The organism is Rubinisphaera margarita (assembly GCF_022267515.1).
Taxonomy (GTDB): domain Bacteria; phylum Planctomycetota; class Planctomycetia; order Planctomycetales; family Planctomycetaceae; genus Rubinisphaera; species Rubinisphaera margarita.
Genome location: NZ_JAKFGB010000012.1, coordinates 671333 through 689147 on the forward strand (window position 1 = coordinate 671333; position 17815 = coordinate 689147).

Genomic DNA, 17815 nt, shown 5'->3' on the forward strand with positions numbered 1-17815 from the left:
CAGGATTCGGCTCGCAGCGAAAGTGTTGAACAAGTAGCAACCACAAAGTAGCATGAGCGTTACGGCAATTGGCGTTCCGCGCGTTAGGCTGACAAAATTGCAGCCTACATGTGATACGCTGATCATCCTATAAACAAGTTAGGCGTTTCCAATGATCCCATATCGCAGGCAATTCGCGACTGCAGGCGCAGTAGTCCTCTTGAGTCTCGTGGGCTGCGATTTGCAACAGAACGTTTCACCACCAGCGATCCCGCCGCGACCTCCAAAAACGCTTGCCGAAAGTCTCGAAGTAGAGGCCGCACTCAAACAAATGAACGTTCCAAAAGCGACGTGGGGAACAATCGAGACCGATTCGGACAAAGTAACGTTCTCGGTCAATGCGGATGAAGAGACGACTCAATTGTTCCTCTTGACGCTTGCGGAGAAGATCAAGTCGAATCTAGCTGAGACAATTGTCAGCGTTGACGGCCCTCGGACAGTACGCCTGCACGGAACTACCGAGTCGTACGTGCTCGACTACCGCGTTGACAAGGAGACCGGTGAAATTCGCATCCATACTGCTTTCTCGGACGGCGACAACGGCTATGTGTGCGTTGTCGAATTGATCCCGGACGCCTAACTAATCGGTGAACCGGAGTTGGCTCGCCTTTCGGTTTTTCAACGTCGTCTCCTTCGTTTACAATTCTTGGTGTGTCAACGTCACCTCCGTTGGTCCGCCAACCCGGTTACCTTTGACGTTATTTGGTGAGGCAAGTCGCTGGACCGTTCTGAGACCAAGAGCCTGAATCCACACGTGTCGCCGCAATCTTCATGTCGCGATGTAGTTCACGATCCAGGTGGTCCGTCCATCAAGCGATTGCTAGTCACAGGCGCGGCCATCGGACTGTCGGTGTCGCTCATCGTTCCAGTAGCAATCGCGGCTGCACTACAGCTGATTCCTGCATGGGTCGAGAATGTGACGCTGGTTGACCAGCTCGCGTACTTCGGCGCCAACTACTTCCTTCCATCGACCGTATCTGTTACAGCCGGTCTAGCTGTATCCACGGTGATGAGCAACACCGTCAGTCAGATTCGCGACACTCTTAACGCTAGGGGATGGCGTGGCGTCGTTCTGGGTGCGATCCTAACAGGTGGCGGATTCGCATTCGTGATCATTTCCTTCATTCACTTTTCAGCCCCTCAAGGGTTCATGTACATGGAACACCTGTTCCTCAGCTTCATGGCGTACCCCAACGCCATTGTGTCCGGTATCGTTGCAGGCCAATACGTAAATCGGCGCCTAGACCGAATCGCCAAATAACCAGACACTGGACCGGTGCGGCTGATCCGGTGGATAGCAAGTGGAACGTGATTGGTGGCCGCCCGGTCAGCGTGGTCGTTAGGCATTTCACGATACAGAGGCTATGACAGGTCTTCAACGTGCCATGTTAATCGGAGCTTTGCCGTTTGGCCTACTTGCGTCAGCCGCATATTCGCTTCGACCAGTACCTGAAGAAAGAGGATCCTCGGGGCTCGCCTGCCGAAGCACATCCGGACGACGAAGTCCGAGCGTCTGCAGTTGCTGCGAGCGGGTCGCCGCATCGGGCCCAAACTCAAAAAGCTGATCTCAATCGTCAGATACGAGACCTTCATGCACTGGGTGCGCGAGGCCGAGAAGAACCGGACCAGGAAGTCGACGGCGAGGAGCGTCGGCCGCCCCAGAACCGAAACCGACATCCGCCAGCTGGTTCTCCGCATCTACGAAGAGACCGGGCGATGGCTACACGATGCTCGAAGGACGCCTCAAACGGCTCGACTACAAGATCTCCCGCAGCACGATCAGGAACATCATCAAGAGCGCCGGTCACGATCCCCAGCCCTGGCGGGATGCCGATTCGTGGGACGCGTTCCTGCAGCGGCACGCGGACGTGCTCTGGCAGTGCGACTTCGTGACGAAACAACGCTGGACATTAAAGGGCATGCGGGATCTGTTCCAGTTGATGTTTATCCACGTCGGAACCAGAAGGATCTGGCTCTCGCCCTGCACCGCGAAGCCCGACGCGGCGTGGATGAGTAAGCAGGCCAACGATTTCCTGTTGCACACCAGGGACGTCGAATTGAAGACGCGGATCATCATGCGGGACAACGACCGGAAGTTTCAGAAGGGGTTCAACGAGGTACTGAAGGATGCCGGCAAACACGTGCACCGAATCGTTCCGCGCTCACCGAATCTGAATGCGTTCGGCCGAGCGGGTGATCCAGATCTACCAGCACGAGTGCCTCGACCAGTTTGTGGTGATCAACGAGCGGCAGCTCAACGTGATCGGGCGGGAGTTCCAGACGTGGTACAACTATGAGCGTCCGCATTCGGAGAAGAACTGTCTGCCGACGGGGGATCAGCGAGAAATGCCGGTCGGAGATGCGTCCGATGTGCTTTGTCAGACGCGGCTTGGTGGGTTGTTGAGAAGCTATTGCCGGAGGGCAGCTTAGTGCATCCGAGTCACATGCCTGACAACCTCTCGAATGGTTGGAGCATGATTTTCCCTGAGTCCTTCGTGGCTTGCTCGCGGAAGTGGAAACGCGAGGCAGACCGTCACAACGCAAACAACGCTTCCAAGGTCTCGTCCGATATCAACTCCTCAAACGAGGTGGAATCATAGACTTGCTGATTCCCCTTGAGCGAATCGAGAATATCAGCTGCCGAGCCCCCGTGAGATTGATCGATCGATACCGAGCCAAACCGTGTCGATTCTGAATCGTTAGTCCACCGAGACAGATTGACCTGCCGCTCTGAATGTTGTTCGACCCTCCCTGGTAACATGCTCTGAACGTCAGATCCCGCCACGATCGGAGCAGCGGCGAGTGGGCCGGCGAATTTACCGACATGCACGTCCTGCCACTCCACCGATCCCCACTGGATCAGTTCGCGATCCACGAAACTTGAACCGCTTGACTCAGCAGAGTGCCATATGTGATTCTGATCTCGCGCCACCAAATCAGCCCGGTTGTCACCGTTGCTTTCGCCAACTGCCAGCGTGAGCAAACCATTAGCTGCGAACGTCCAGTTGAGCCAGAAACTCATCGCAAAACGGCGACCATCGGATGTCCCTTGCCACACCTTCGTCCGATTGAATATTCCCCCAACATCGTCCCGGCCGTCACCATCGAAATCTCCGACGACGACTCCATCCAGCGTCTGGTTAACCGTCCAATCTGACCAGCGACTACTTGTAAAGCCGACTGCCGGGCCGAGTGACTTCGCCACGAATACCGATCGACTGCTCCCGGTTCCGAAGACTGCAAGGATGTCGGCTCGTCCGTCGCCGTTGAAATCGCCAGATTGAAAGAACTCGAATCCGCTATTAACGCTCCAACGGTGTGAATTGAGATACTGAAATCGGAAGTTGCTGGTTTTGACCATCCAGACTGTTCCAGACGTTGCCACCACCACGAGGTCTTCCCCCTTCACGCCATCGAAGTTGGAAACCAGTACAGAATGAATTCCATCGTAGTTGCCATAGTCGCCCCAATGGACGGCGCTGAAACGCCCACCGTCGGAAAGTGCCGCCCACCAGCGTCCCCTGGTGCCGTTCTTGAACAGACCGATCAGATCATCCTTACCATCGTTGTTGAAGTCGCCGACGTGAATTTCTTTAACATCGTTGGGTCGCCAGTGGGTCCACAGAGCAAAATCGAAGTGTCCCCGTCGGTCCGAAACGCCGACATACCAATGGCCATTGTTGAGCCACACCGCGAGGTCATCGAACCCGTCTCCATTGAAATCGCCCACCTTGCTGAGTTTAACTGAAGCAGCGGGACTTCTAGACGATTCCGCGTCCGGAAACACGTGCGGAGCAGTCGGAAATGACATCCACCAGTTGCCGTTGTATAGGCCGGTGAACGAAACTAATGCCGGGACAAGTGGCGCGCCATCAATCTGAACCAGGAACTCACCAGCGCTTCCTGGAGGAAGAGAATTGCCAGCCAGATCTCGTACGGTCGCAACTTCTGCTCCCGCGATAAAAATTTCGTAGTTGCCATTCAGATCAGCAGTCCAGAATTCCACCGGTGCGGGAAGACGATACGTGACCGTCTTCGTTGTTGCGATGGAGCCTCCATCGGCCACGGCAATCATCTTCGCAAACTCAAGATAGCCATTGTTGTTCGTGACGATAATGTCATCATCGCCGAAGACGCCTGGGCTAATCCCCGCACTGGACCGATAGCGGACTTGGAACTGATAAAACGTCTGGTCGGAAAAAATTAGATCTGGCGCAATAACGGTAGCCGTGAGAGGGCTGGTGAACGGCGTTTCATCGATCTCGACCATAAACGTCGCCAAGGCTTCCTGTGGAGTTAGGTCGAGTGTCGCCCCCTGCGCGAAATTGCCGTTGACGTCACTGACGGTCCCATCCAGCAGGAACAGCTGATACATTCCATTGTCTTCGACGCCCCAAGTACCGCCCGGTGCTTCCAATCCATACGCGGCGACTTTTGTAGCGAAATTCTGGCCGAAATTAACCCCCGACTGAGTCACCGAATAGGTCTCTCTGCCGGGACCAACAATCACTAGGTTCTCGGAGCCAATCGTCGTCGATTCGATCGCTTCATTGTCCTCATAAGCAACATGAAAGAGATGACGTTCGCCACCCGCCAACCGCACGTCAGCCACAGAAGCGGCAGCAGTAGGGCGTGCAGTATCGTTGCCTCCACCGATATTGATCTTGATCGTCCCTAATTGTGTCCCGGGAACATCGCGACCGTTGACATCCCGAATCGCCCCCGAGAAAAGCATCAAATTCAGAGCTGCCCCGTTGTCAGCAGCAGTCCATGTCTTCCGGAGATCGACGCGATATCTGACCGTAACGCTGCTGACATTGGTATTTGGCGTCGTCGAGACCCATTCCGCAACTTCGGAAAGTAGATTCGGAGGCTCGACGAGAATCGCGCCAAATGGAGGCCCATTGGCCGCGATCGTCGCGATATCGATATTGGAGTATCCGGTATAGACAACGTCGAATTCGATGGGACGCGTCGAAACGGTAACTTGACTGGTTACCAATCGGGCATAGGGGTGCTGGCTGCCAGCCGGAATATTGACGGTGAACGTATCCACGGTCGTCTGACTTACTGCACGGCCAGAGGTATCGAATACGGAGTTCCCTCGCACCACAACGCGGTAGGTTCCGTTATCGGATGAGTCCCAGGTCCCACCCGGTGGCGTGAAATGGTAAATCGCGCGGACGGTGGGCGAATCGGTTCGAGTATTATCTCCCGCCAGGCGACCGGCGACCGAGAATGTTGCTCCGCCGACGCGTTCGATGACAACGTCGTTGTTTCCGAGACTCGTGGCATCAATCGCGAAATTGTCCCTGTAGGTGAGGATGAAACTCTCTTCAGGACTGCCTCCCCGGGTGATATCAAATTGGCCGCCGGAAACCGTGGGCCCGGCGGTATCCTGCGGAACATTGACAGTGAACGTGCCCAACTGCGTGTACCCGCTCCGATTGCTGAAGTCGCTTGGTAGCTGGCTATTGAGTACAGCGAATCGGTAAGTGCCGTTGTTATTGGCATTCCAGACGCTTCCCGGACCATTAAATCCATAGTCGACCGTCAGCGTCCGGCCGTCAGCAGAGCGAATGACAAGTCCGATATTCGGATTGCTGTTGAGATAATTATTTGGCCCGAATGCCGCTATCATGGGCGTTGGAAAGTTGCTCGTGAACTGCCCATTCGGGGAGGTGTACCGAATTCGAATCTGGGTGTTCGTTCCCCGGGGCTCAGTAATGTTGGACTGACTGAGAATCTCGACATTGGACTGAGGAGGATTCTGAGCCAAAATTCCGTCGATCCAATTGAGGTAAAGATCGACCCGCACGTCCCATCCCCGTTGGCCTTTCTGCACAACGAATTCTTCGTTCTGGTTTTTTGACTGGCCGTAAGAAGTAACCCCAGCAAGAAGCGGCGCATCACTCGCATTGGTGTAGACCAGTAGCGGGGATCCCGAATCCCCCGGCCGAGTCTGGCTCTCGTTCGGTTCATCGAGTGCATGAGAGTACGTCGCTGAGTGAGGGCGAGTCGGATGGTAAGATGTCACCGTGTCGATCCGCGCCGCTCCATGGTGACGGGTTGTTCCATTCGGGACGGCAACTCCCTGAGCCGTATTCCCCGTCTGGCCAAAGCCGATCACGCGGGCGACACTGTCTACGGGAACTGCACTTCGGTAGAGCTCGATCGGGACGATGTTAGTCACGACACGTTCCAGCTTCAGAATCGCCAGATCGTTAACGATATCGATGAAGCGGCCGGCATTGTCCCGGCGAGTCAGATACCCGGAATGCACAAACACAGCGGAAACTTTGAAGTTCTGGGCAGAAGGCCCCACGACATTCGCCGTGTAGGAGGTCGTGAAATAAAGCCGAGATACGGCCAGATCGATCTCCGCGGCGGAGACTCTTCCATTTTTGTCCGCATCAATGCAGTGTGCGGCCGTAAGGACGTGCTGAGGGGTAATCAGTGTACCCGTACAATGTCCTGGGCTGCCTTCCACGTTGCTGTTTCTCAGGAGGCCTACAGCAGGATAGAAATTGGCGACATAGCTTGCCGTATTGCCCAAATTCACGATCGGCGCGATGCTGCCGAATTCAGTAGAAATGCTGGACAAGAGAACGCGTTGTTCCAGCAGTTGACACGAAGTCGTCTTATGCAATCGCCTGATGCGGCGTGACAGACTGTTCTGTCGACGACTATGAAGCCATACCCCGCACACAAGCCGCTTGATCGACATGATAGGCCCTTTACCGATCGAGACTGCACACAAGTTGAAGGTGACATTAGCACACCGCAAACAAGATCACAATCAAATTGACCGATCGGTGCGACGGTCTTGAATGCCTTCCGGCAAGAAGATCAGTTGAAAAGCGAGCGCGAGTAGAATGTTTTCGATCCGCCTGAACCTGCGTCTGCATCACGTTCAAACTTAACACGGCGCGTGTTTTCCGTGAGTACAGACAGACAGACTTGATCAGGAGCAATAAACCACCAGTTGCCGTTGAAGTTGAAGAAGCCGAAGGACGAGGTCATTGGATCGAGAAGGCCCTTGAAGACGCCGATGTCCACCCGGGTGATAATCCGATCGAATCCGCTGCCGCGTGGATCGGTAGTCAGCGGATTCTTGTTCGTCGACCGCCACGCATTCGCTGCCAGACAGGAACACACGGGACGAGAGCAGATCGAAGCGGAGAAAGAGCCTGTCGGCCGGCTCATTGAAGTCGTAAAGGACGTGGACATTGCGTGACGTGATCGCAATCTGGTGGTGACATATCCGCTAAAATGTAAGGCGGGCCCGGTGACGCAGGTGCTGGAAAGACTGCATAGTAGAGAGAATGCAAGAGCGATGGGACTGCCCAAACGGGCGGAAGCTAACATGGGTAATCGGATTTGTCATTCGGTAGGAACGGAATGTCAATAATCCCTTCCTGCTTCACGTTAGGGCGGTCGAGTCCCACGTATTTTCTTTTAACCGCAGGTAACCGATCGCGACGAACTGCTATCTCTGGGACATACTGCCGTTTTTACAGGTATTTCAGTGGTTTGACCGCAAATGGAATCATCATCCAGCTTGGACAAGCATATTCAGCGCGTTGTGGACGGAGACCTGGACGCTTTCGCAGAGATTATTCGCGTTTGTCAGCGACCGGTCCGCGCGTGGATTGTGTCCCGGTGTCCGCCCGGCGGTGATGCGGATGATGTCGCTCAAAAGACGTTTGTCGCCGCATTCAATCGCATTGACGAATATGAATCCGGAACGGACTTCCGTGCCTGGGTGTTCACGATCGCGCGATATCAGCTGGTGGCGGAATGCACTCGGTTGAAGCGCAAGGCGGACTACCACAGTCGTTTCGTTCCCCACGCGCTGAATCAGGAATTGATGCGGCGTGCGGAGGAGGTTGCGGAGGAACCTGCTCGGCTGACGCACCTGCGTGAGTGCCTGAAGCAGATTGAAGGTAAATCAAGGGAGATTCTCGACTGGCGATACGCCAGCGAGCTTCCGCTCGCGGAAATCGCACAGCGGTCAAAGCGAAGCGTCGGAGCGATCAAAAAGCACCTGTTCGTTCTGCGACAGAAGTTGCACGACTGCATCAAGCAGCGACTCGCTGAGGAGATCGTCTGATGTCTCAGAAGTTTGAAGTACTGTGGACGCAATTCTTAGAAGGTGAATCGTCCGAGCACGAACTGGATTCCCTTCAGGAAATGCTGGCCGCTGATCCTGCATTGCTTCATAGTGCGGCGGATCTTTACGAAGAGCACCGGTTACTCGGTTTTGCCTTACAGCCTTTTGACGACCGGCGATTCGTCGAAGATGCGATATCACGCGTTGAGATCGATGGGCAGCAATTCGTTGGCGGGGTCATTTCGGAGATTCGACGTGAGCCCGCAGCGCTAGCCACGGGGGCCGGACGCAACTCATACGTACGTGCGGCTAGTGTTTTTGCCTCATCGCGATCCATTTTTTCGCTCGCCGTGGCTGTTTTTCTTTTGCTTGGTGGAATGACTTGGTTCTTTGCAAAACGAGGTGACGAGCCTGCGGGTGGTGGTCTGATCACTGAGTCGATCGGAGACCCCGCGATGCCGATTCGCTACATCGCAACCGTGTTGCTCGAGGACAATTGCGACTGGAAGGCGGAGAACTCGCCGGTCGAAGGTCAGCGACTCGCAGCAGAAGCCCTCGAATTGCAGTCAGGGGTGGCCGTGATTCGCTTTGACGGTGGTGCGGAACTGGTGATGACGGGAGAGACGTCACTCGTACTTCGCTCGGCTGGCAGCGCTGAGTTGCTGCAAGGCGACGTCGTGATACGAGCGGAGTCGGGGGCGGAAGGATTTGTCCTCATGACGCCGACGAGTGAGGTTGTGGATCTGGGAACCGAGTTCGCTGTCAAAGTAGGTCGTGGCGGCGAAACACAAGTTCATGTGCTCGAAGGTGAAGTGAGCTATCGTCGGATCAATGCTGAAGAAGAACTGGCCAAGATACTTCGAGCTGGCGAAGGGATCGCGATTGACAGGCACGATCGTCCCAGAGCCATCCCGATGAACTCGCCGCGATTTAAAGATTTCGTCACGCGAATCAATCCAAAGTCGCGAGCGGACTTGTTGACTGGCTATGAAGGATTCAACTATTCACCAGGAGTGTTGCCGCTCAAACAGAGCACCGTCGGGATTGGATGGAACGGTCCGTGGCGCCGACGATTGCCTGAGGAGCGACGAGCGCCAGATCGAGACACATCACCCGCGGAACTGGAAATTGTCCATGGTCAGATGAACGTTACCTGGCCAGTACCAGGCGGGCGTCTCGGAATGCTCAAGCTTCCACCGGGAGACGTCTTCTATGTGCGCCCGTTACAACAGGCGATTGACTTGAGTCGCGATGGTATGACGTATTTCAGTCTGATGGTTCGGGAGATCGAGCGACGTCCCAAAGGTGAGCGACCTTTTGAGCATTTGCGTCTGACCTTTCGTTCTTCAGTCGATTATTTTGGCGACGCTTTGAGCTTCGGACACGGTCCCGGGTACCGGCCTCGAATCCAGGCCAGCGGCAGCAACCTGTTCAATAGTCCGCTGGAGTTCCCCGCCGAACAGACCACGCTGTGGATTGGCAAAGTCGTGTCGCGCGTTAAAGGCGAGGACGAAGTGTACTTTCGCATTTACGGTGAAGACGAGACGCTAGATTATGCGGAGCCGGCGACATGGCACGTTGTCACTCGAAACGTGGACTCCGATGCCAGACTCGATCGAGTCCTGCTGTCTTCGACAGGGCAATTCGGTCGCATCGTCGACGAACTGCGGATCGGCCCGACATGGCGCAGTGTCGCTCCGATGCGGGAGGAACAGGAATGAGCAACCTCATTTCCGTATCGACTGAAGTTGTCTCAACGATCTTCTTACTTGCCCTGTGTCTCGGTTCGCAGTTGCCTATTGCTGATAAATCAAGCGACTTCAATCGCAAAGTCCGGCCGATCACTTCCAGTGGTGAATCGGCCTTGATCGTGAACGCCGAGAAGTCACTGCGGAAGATTTTCACTGCACGTAGTTTCTCATTGGACAATGTGAGTCTGCCACGAACGTCGGAGAACTTCCCGGCTGAAAAGTTGAAACACGTCGATTTTCACTCGATGGCTGAGTTCGACTGGTTCCCCGAAGGGCCGAGCTATCGGCCGGCGGATGACAGCTATTTCTTCTCGGGCAATCAGGCCCTAACACGAGTTGATAACGAGGGACGACTGCACGAAGTTCTCGGTCAACCCGGTGGCGGTGGCACGCACTTTCTTCCGGACGGCTCTGTCCTCATCGTCGGTCACGTTGGGTTGCGGCGAATGTTTCCGGATGGTCGTGTCGCATTGCTGGCTGACGGGAAGAAAATCGGTGCTGGCAACGATCTCAGTGTTGGAATTCACGGCGAGGTCTACTTCAGCGTTCCGAAAGCGGGCATCTTTCGACTGACAGCCGGAGATAGCGGGTGTCTCGAACAGGTCACGGAACAGGGCTGCAATGGATTGGAGGTCGATCCGGTTGGCAAGTTTGTTTATGTGGTTCGGAGCAATGTTCAACGATACCGCATCGACATCAAAAGCCGATCACTCGGCAAGCCAGAGACGGTCTTTGAGTTTCCCAGGGGGCACGGCGGCGGCGACGGTTGTACCTTCGACGCGTGGGGCAATTTGTACTCCATTCACTTTCGCACGGGCACGATTCGCGTCATTGATCCCGAAGAGAGGAAACTGATCGCGGAAATCCCCGTGGGCGTTGTACCGGCAACGAATCTGACATTCGGTGGCCCGAATAACTCTGACCTGTTCGTGACGGCGGGGGCTCCGAAGCACAATAACTGCCAGGTTGTGATCACGAACCTCGGGGTTACCGGGTTTTGCGGACACGTTGGTGCGACCGAATATCCGGTGATCCGATTTCTTGAGCAACGAGGAGACACGGAGGCATTTGCGAATGACAGGTGAATTTCCGGTCGGTGAGTTGCCATGCGGTGGATTGATCACGCTCTGTTGAACGAATCGACACTTTTTGGGGTAACCAATCGAGCAGAACTGCTATTCCGTGAAGTAGGAAGTACAACGATTCATTCGTGCAGAGGGAGTGGCTGTACGGCACAGGAGATTGACTTGTGAGATATTTGATTGCTCTTTTGCTCGCAGGAGGACTTCCTGCAGCGCCGTTGCGCGGCGAAGTCCCCTCAAACGTTACGAGATTCGTTGAGAATCATTGCCTTGATTGCCACAGCGGCCCAGAGTCCGAATCCGGATTCAATCTGGATTCGCTGGGATTTCGACTCGACGACGCCCGTCTCCACAGAGAGTGGGCCAAAGCTTTGGATCGTGTTCGCCGTGGAGAAATGCCACCGGAAGATTACGATCGGCCGGAAGCCGATGAAATCAAATTGTTCGTCGATGTGCTCCGGTCTCTATTGGTCGAGGCGGAACGGAAGCGATACGCCGCCGAAGGAAGAGCCACTGTTCGGCGTCTCAGTCGTGATGAGCACATTAATGCGCTAAGGCAATTGCTCCATCTGCCTGGATTGAGTGCGGGCGAGAAACTGCCTCCCGATGGGCTGTCAGATGGATTCGGCAAGTCGTCCTTTGACTTGCCATTCTCGCACATCCAGATCGACCGTTACCTGGAAGTTGCCGACGAAGCCGTTCGCGCTGCAATGGCCTCTCAGCGGAACCAGCCAGCCACGAAGAAATCGCAGGTTTGGATATCAGAGATCAGAGGTGAAACCGTCAAACAGAGTTACGGCAATGCAAACGGCCAGCCCACACTGATCCTCAGCAAACAGTCTCCGTTCCTTTACGGAAGCCTCAAGAGCGGCAGCGGGATGCCCATTCGGGGCCGCATGGTTGACGACACGTTCGATAGCTGGCCCGGCGACTTCTCGACGAGGACTCCTGGCTACGTTCTCGATGAGGCTCCGTTCATCGACGCGGTCGGCGTCTTGGGACATGACACCAACGCTATCGGTGGCGACTTCAAGGCCACTCAAGACGGGCGGTATCGCATCCGTGTCGGTGCATTTTCGTTTCAGGCGAATCACGGGAGAGTGGAGACAAACGACCGGACGGAGGTCGTGGCGTTTTACAGCGATACTCGATTGCTGGGGCATGTGGACGTCACCCCGCAAGCGGATGTGCATGAGATCGAAGTCTGGTTGAACGCTGGTGAGACCGTCAGTGTGAGTGCTGCGTCGCTGCCCTTGTGGAGGATTGAACCTAAGGACAAAAAAACAAACTTGCGGTATCCCGTGGTCAATGTTCCGGCTGTAGCTTTTCAGGGATTCGAAATGGAAGGCCCATTCGTTGATCTATGGCCGCCGGCGAGTCATCGACGTTTGTTTGGCGATCTAGAAATGCAACCGTTGGAGAAACGGGATGATTCCGGCCGCGACTATGAGGTTATTTCAAAGGCTCCCGAAGCCGATGCCAATCGATTGCTTACTTCATTCATGGCGGACGCCTATCGTCGTGAGATCACACCAACCGATCTCACGATTCCCCTGCAGATGTTTCGACATCGATTATCAGAAGGGGCATCGTTCCAAGAAGCGATCCTCTCTGCTTATGCTGCCGTGCTGAGTTCACCGCATTTCGTTTTGGTGCCGATGGAACCGGGGCCCTTGCCTCCCCATCGGTTGGCGGATCGCCTGGCCCTGTTCTTGTGGAATTCACCATCGGACGCGGAGTTAAGAAATAACGTCGCTGCAGCGTCCGCGAAGGAATTTCATGAGATCGTCGACGGGATGATCGATGATTCCCGTGCCGAGCAATTCGTCCATCACTTCACCGATCATTGGCTTGACCTGCGAAATATCGGGACGACGGAACCTGATGAGAATCTTTACAGCGGATTCTCGACCTGGCTGATGGAGTCGATGATTAAGGAAACACGCGCCTTTGTCCTGGCGATGCTGCGTGACAATCTCCCGGCTCGCAGCGTATTTGATTCTGAGATTGTCTTCACAAACGGTGCACTCGCGGAACTTTATGAAATTGAAGGGGTGAAAGGGGGCGAGATTCAGCGGGTCAGGCTCCCCAGCCAATCCTTGCGTGGTGGACTTGTTACCCAGGCGAGCTTGTTGAAGGTCAGCGCGAATGGCACAACGACATCGCCCGTAGTGCGAGGTGTCTACGTCATGGATCGTCTGTTGGGCGATCCTCCCCCGCCACCTCCGGAAGCCGTTGCGGCAGTCGAGCCGGACTTGAGTGGCGCGACCACGATCCGCGAGTTAATGGCCGCTCACCGTGAGGATGCGTCGTGCGCTGCATGTCATCGGAAGATTGATCCACCCGGTTTTGCACTCGAGTCATTCGACGTGATGGGGCGTTATCGCGAGCGTTACCATTCGCTGGATAAAGGCGAATTGGTAGCGGGGCTTAATCGCCGGGCGAAGCCACTTCAGTACAAGCTTGGGTTGCCAGTTGACAGCGCCGGTGAGTTGACAGGTCAACCATTTGCGAACATCGAAGATTTTCGACGCCTGGTCTTGAAGGATGAACGGGCGATTGCTCGCAATCTTTTAGAACGCCTGACGGTCTACGCCACCGGTGCTCCGATCGGCGTCTCTGACCGGGAAGAGATCGAAGCCATCCTTGACCAGACGGCAGCGGATGGCTTTGGATTGCGATCAATGATTCATGGATTGATTCAAAGCCCGTTGTTCATGAGCAAGTAGCCCGCACCGCAGTGGAGCTCGTTTAAAGCTCCTGATCGAATCAGAAAGGGGCTCTTTCACAAGAGCCACGACAGCCCTACTGCTTGATTACGAGATAAAAAATATGAAGACCGTCTACTTTGCTTCCGGCAAACACATCCCACGCCGCACGATTCTGAAGGCTGCGGGCGCGGCATTGGCGCTGCCGTGGCTCGATGCCATGAGCCCTGCATTTGCCAGGCAGGAATCGAAATCACTCCCGCGGCGAATGATCGCCATCAATGTCGACCTTGGGTTTATGTCCGACCGATTTTTTCCCAAGCAGCCGGGTCGCGATTATGAACTCAGCGAATACCTGAACGAACTTGCTGAACTCCGGGATGACTTTACCGTCTTTTCAGGGCTGCATCATCCGGGAACCGGCGGGCAGCACGTTGCTGATCGCTGTTTCCTGACCGCCGCGACCCACCCCGCTCGGCCAGGATTCAAGAATACGATTTCACTGGACCAGCACATGGCCGATGAGATCGGGTTTCAGACCCGTTGGCCCTCGCTGGCGTTGCGAGTCGGCCCGGGGTCAGAATCGTTGTCTTACACAGCCGATGGTGTCCGAGTTCCCGCCATTGAACGCCCCAGTGAGGTTTACAAAGCGTTGTTCGTGCAAGGCAGCTCTGAACAGGTGCGTCAGCAAGTTCAGCGCTTGCGCAACGGTCAGAGCTTGATGGATGAATTCGCCGGCGAAATCAGCCGTTTGAAGAGGGGCGTCGGGAATGCGGATCGGCAGCGTCTGGATCAATACTTCTCGTCGCTCAGGGAGTTGGAAACTCGTCTCGAAGCTCAGGAGGCATGGACGAACACTCCGAAGCCCAGGGTCGATGTTCCCGTCCCCAAAGACAATACGTCGCCGGGCGGTTTGGTTCCGAAGACTCGATTGCTCTACGACATGGCTCGGCTGGCGCTCGAAACCGATTCCACTCGCGTGATCACCATTTTGGTGAATGAAGCCCATAACCCGACAGTCGATCTCCCCGGAGTTGACTCGCCTCACCACGGCTTAACCCACCAGGCTTCGCAGAAAGGCGATGAGCTGGCGATTATCGAACGCGCTCAAATGAAGTGTCTGGCCGACTTGCTAACCGAACTGCGTGGCGTCGAAGAGCATGGTCGCACGCTGCTGGACAGCACGATGGTCCTTCATGGCAGCAACATCGGCGATGCCGCCCGGCATGATGGCGCCAACCTGCCGATGTTGCTGGCTGGCGGCGGGTTCAAGCATGGATCCCATCTGACCTTCGATCGAAAGAACAATGAGCCGCTGGCCAACGTGTTCGTCAGCATGCTGCAGCGAATGGACATTGAAGCGGAACAGTTCGCCAGCAGCACCGGAACAGCGCGAGGACTGGAGTTTATTTGATTCAAGACTTCAGTACTTTTGATTTGTCATTCCCTTATGGGATTCTCGACACTGAACCCCATGATCAGCTGCTATGGAAGTCTCCAATGATGAAGTTAAAGCGTCACGCTACGACTTACGCGAAATGCTTAATCGTATCCTTCTCATGGATCTGCCTTCATTCCACGAGCAGAGCCGATGTATTTGAAGTCAATCCAGTCCAGCGTGCGCTCATTTACGACTTCCTTACAGAGACGTGCCTGGATTGTCATCAAGGGGAGTTCGCCGAGGCGAACTTCCGTATCGATGAACTGAAAGTGGAACTCGACGAACGGCATCGGTTTCGAGACTGGGAATTGATCTACGACCGTATTGTCAAGGGTGAAATGCCGCCCGAGGATGCTGAACAGCCAAGTGCGGATCAGCGGGAATCTTTCGTTCAAGTGCTTGATCAAACATTAGTCGCGGCGAGTCGAGCATCGCAGCAGAATCACGGTCGAACACAATTTCGACGGATGAATCGAGTCGAATATGAACACACGCTGCGCGATCTTCTGTCGCTGCCGGAATTAGAGGTCCGTGAAATGCTTCCTCCAGACGGGGAGGCGAGCGGGTTCGACACGGTCGGATCCGCGCTCGAATTGTCGTACGTACAAATTGCTCGCTATCTCCAAGCCTCGAATGCGGCAATCGACGAGGCCATGGTTAAGTTGCCTCCCCCAGAGGCGACGCGGACTTTCCTCGAGGCCAAAACCAACGGCCGGTTTTCCCAGGTCTTGAACAAAAGGAAGGAAGCAGTGCCGATCGGTAATGCGGTGGGGTTGCTGCGCCAGCCGAACACGGCTCAGGCTCCGTGGTGGTGGTCGAAGTTTGCTCCTCCAATCGACGGATACTACCGTCTTCGCATGAAGACGTTCGGCTTTCTGTGGGATCGCGGCAAGGTGTTGCCAGCGGATCGAAAACATGCCGTGACCTTTCACGCTGTTTTGGGGACCACCAAACGGCCATTGGGAACGTTTGATGTCGGCTCCACTTCGGACGAAGCGAGCATTCACGACTTCACAGCCTATCTGCGCCAGGGGGATCAAATCCAAATCTGGTTCGAGACACTCGATGATCGCAACAAGGGCCAGCGTGAGTTGGACGAATACACGGCACCGGGCGTCGCTGTCGAATGGCTGGAGGTAGAAGGGCCGTTGCAGTCACAATGGCCACCGGAAAGTCATCGACGGATGTTCGGCGACTTCCCTCTGGAGCCGTGGACTCCGGAATCGGGAGTTGAGCGTCCACCAGTTCCCATCATCGTCAATGGGGTCGGCAAACGTGCCCAATATGAGCCGGCCAAGCTCAACAACGTCGACTTGTTGCATGTAATCCCAGACGAGCCCGCCGCAGATGCACGCAAGCTTCTTGTCGATTTCGCTCGACGTGCCTTTCGCCGTCCCGTTCAAGAAGAGGAACTCGACGATGTTTACCGACTCGTGAAGAGCAAGTTGGACAACAAGGAAAGTTTCCAGGAGGCGATGCGGATCGGATTTCAATCGGTGTTGTGCTCACCCGACTTTCTTTATTTTCAGGAACACCCCGGTCGGCTCGATGACTACGCACTCGCAGATCGCCTCTCCTACTTCCTCTGGAAGTCGATGCCTGATCAGGAACTATTGCAATTGGCTGAATCGGGCCGTCTCAACCAATCGGATGTTCTCCGAAAACAGGTCGAGCGGATGCTGGACGATCCGAAGTCATCGCGATTTGTTGAAGATTTCTGCGGCCAGTGGCTCGACCTACGCGAAATTACCACGACCCAACCGGATGAAGTGCTCTATCCCGAATTTGATCAATTCTTACTGGACTCGATGGTCAGAGAGACCCATGCCTACTTTCGGACCATGTTGCGTGACGACCTCGGCGTTCAGCATCTGATCGATTCCGACTTCGCAATGATCAACAGTCGGCTGGCAGAACTGTACGACATTCCCAATGTCGAAGGCGTGCAGATTCGCCAGATTGCGCTCCCGACAGACAGTCCTCGTGGTGGTTTATGGACGCAAGCCAGCATTCTGAAAGTCACGGCCAACGGAACGACCACATCACCCGTGACCCGAGGAGCGTGGGTGCTGGACCGAATCTATGGAGAGCCTGTCCCGCTCCCCCCTGCAAATGTCCCTGCGATTGAACCTGATCTGCGGGGAGCGACGACAATCCGCGACCAGTTGGAGAAGCATCGCAGCGACACCGCCTGTGCAGGTTGCCATCGGAGCATTGACCCTCCTGGATTTGCCCTGGAAAGCTTTGATGTCATCGGCGGATGGCGCGGTCGCTACCGTTCGCTCGGCGAAGGGGACCCGGTCAAGCGAAAGATTAAAGATGACCAACCTGTCCGGTATCGCTGGGGACCACTGGTTGAATCTCATGGCGTCGCCCCGAATGGAAGACAGTTTGATGACATCCATGGTTTGCGAGAAATCCTGCTGCTTCAGCAGAACAAACTTGCTCACAATCTTGCCAGTCGACTGCTTGTCTATGCCACAGGGGCGGAGATCGAATTCGCCGACCGCCCGGTCATCGCAGAAATAGTCAAGAAGAGTCACTCTTCGCACTACGGCTTGCGAACCTTGGTTCACAATGTCGTGCAAAGCGATACTTTCCAAATGAAATAGAGAGCCAGGGATTCGAGCGATCACGTGCTTCAGTTCGGTCGTCCACGCCCAAGTAAATTGGAACAAACA

10 protein-coding genes are annotated in these 17815 nt (G+C 55.2%); 9 read left to right on the plus strand and 1 reads right to left on the minus strand.

Going from position 1 to position 17815, the window contains the following annotated elements; all coding sequences use genetic code 11:
• The first annotated feature begins 151 nt into the window (after positions 1–151).
• The 3 genes from L1A08_RS11085 (at position 152) to L1A08_RS11095 (ending at position 2336) form a co-directional block, all read left to right on the plus strand.
• A complete protein-coding gene (locus tag L1A08_RS11085; protein ID WP_238756461.1) occupies positions 152–619 on the plus strand; it encodes a hypothetical protein in 468 nt (155 codons plus the stop codon).
• A 174-nt stretch (positions 620–793) separates the two neighbouring features.
• Positions 794–1300 (plus strand): hypothetical protein, encoded by a 507-nt coding sequence (locus L1A08_RS11090; protein ID WP_238756462.1) that lies wholly within the window; start codon positions 794–796, stop codon positions 1298–1300.
• A 466-nt stretch (positions 1301–1766) separates the two neighbouring features.
• Positions 1767–2336: a hypothetical protein gene (locus L1A08_RS11095; protein WP_238756463.1), complete on the plus strand. Its 570-nt coding sequence runs from the start codon at positions 1767–1769 to the stop codon at positions 2334–2336.
• 236 nt (positions 2337–2572) lie between these two features.
• On the opposite strand, the gene L1A08_RS11100 is transcribed toward L1A08_RS11095, so the two are convergent.
• The gene (locus tag L1A08_RS11100; RefSeq protein ID WP_238756464.1) at positions 2573–6766 is read right to left on the minus strand and encodes a trypsin-like serine protease; all 4194 of its coding nucleotides are present in this window, start codon (positions 6764–6766) and stop codon (positions 2573–2575) included.
• A gap of 834 nt (positions 6767–7600) precedes the next feature.
• Between L1A08_RS11100 and L1A08_RS11105 the strand changes: the two genes are divergently transcribed.
• The 6 genes from L1A08_RS11105 (at position 7601) to L1A08_RS11130 (ending at position 17746) form a co-directional block, all read left to right on the plus strand.
• Entirely contained in the window at positions 7601–8152 is a 552-nt protein-coding gene (locus L1A08_RS11105) for an RNA polymerase sigma factor (protein WP_238756465.1), read from the plus strand.
• Positions 8153–8607: 455 nt separating this feature from the next.
• Positions 8608–9873, plus strand: a complete 1266-nt coding sequence (locus tag L1A08_RS11110; protein WP_238756466.1) for a FecR family protein — start codon at positions 8608–8610, stop codon at positions 9871–9873.
• Complete coding sequence (locus tag L1A08_RS11115) at positions 9870–10988, plus strand: SMP-30/gluconolactonase/LRE family protein (RefSeq protein ID WP_238756467.1); 1119 nt, start codon at positions 9870–9872, stop codon at positions 10986–10988. Before L1A08_RS11110 ends, L1A08_RS11115 begins: the two co-directional genes overlap by 4 nt.
• Positions 10989–11152: 164 nt before the next feature.
• Positions 11153–13714 (plus strand): DUF1588 domain-containing protein, encoded by a 2562-nt coding sequence (locus tag L1A08_RS11120; protein WP_238756468.1) that lies wholly within the window; start codon positions 11153–11155, stop codon positions 13712–13714.
• 103 nt (positions 13715–13817) lie between these two features.
• A complete protein-coding gene (locus L1A08_RS11125; RefSeq protein ID WP_238756469.1) occupies positions 13818–15107 on the plus strand; it encodes a DUF1552 domain-containing protein in 1290 nt (429 codons plus the stop codon).
• A gap of 86 nt (positions 15108–15193) precedes the next feature.
• Complete coding sequence (locus L1A08_RS11130) at positions 15194–17746, plus strand: DUF1592 domain-containing protein (protein ID WP_238756470.1); 2553 nt, start codon at positions 15194–15196, stop codon at positions 17744–17746.
• Positions 17747–17815 lie beyond the last annotated feature (69 nt).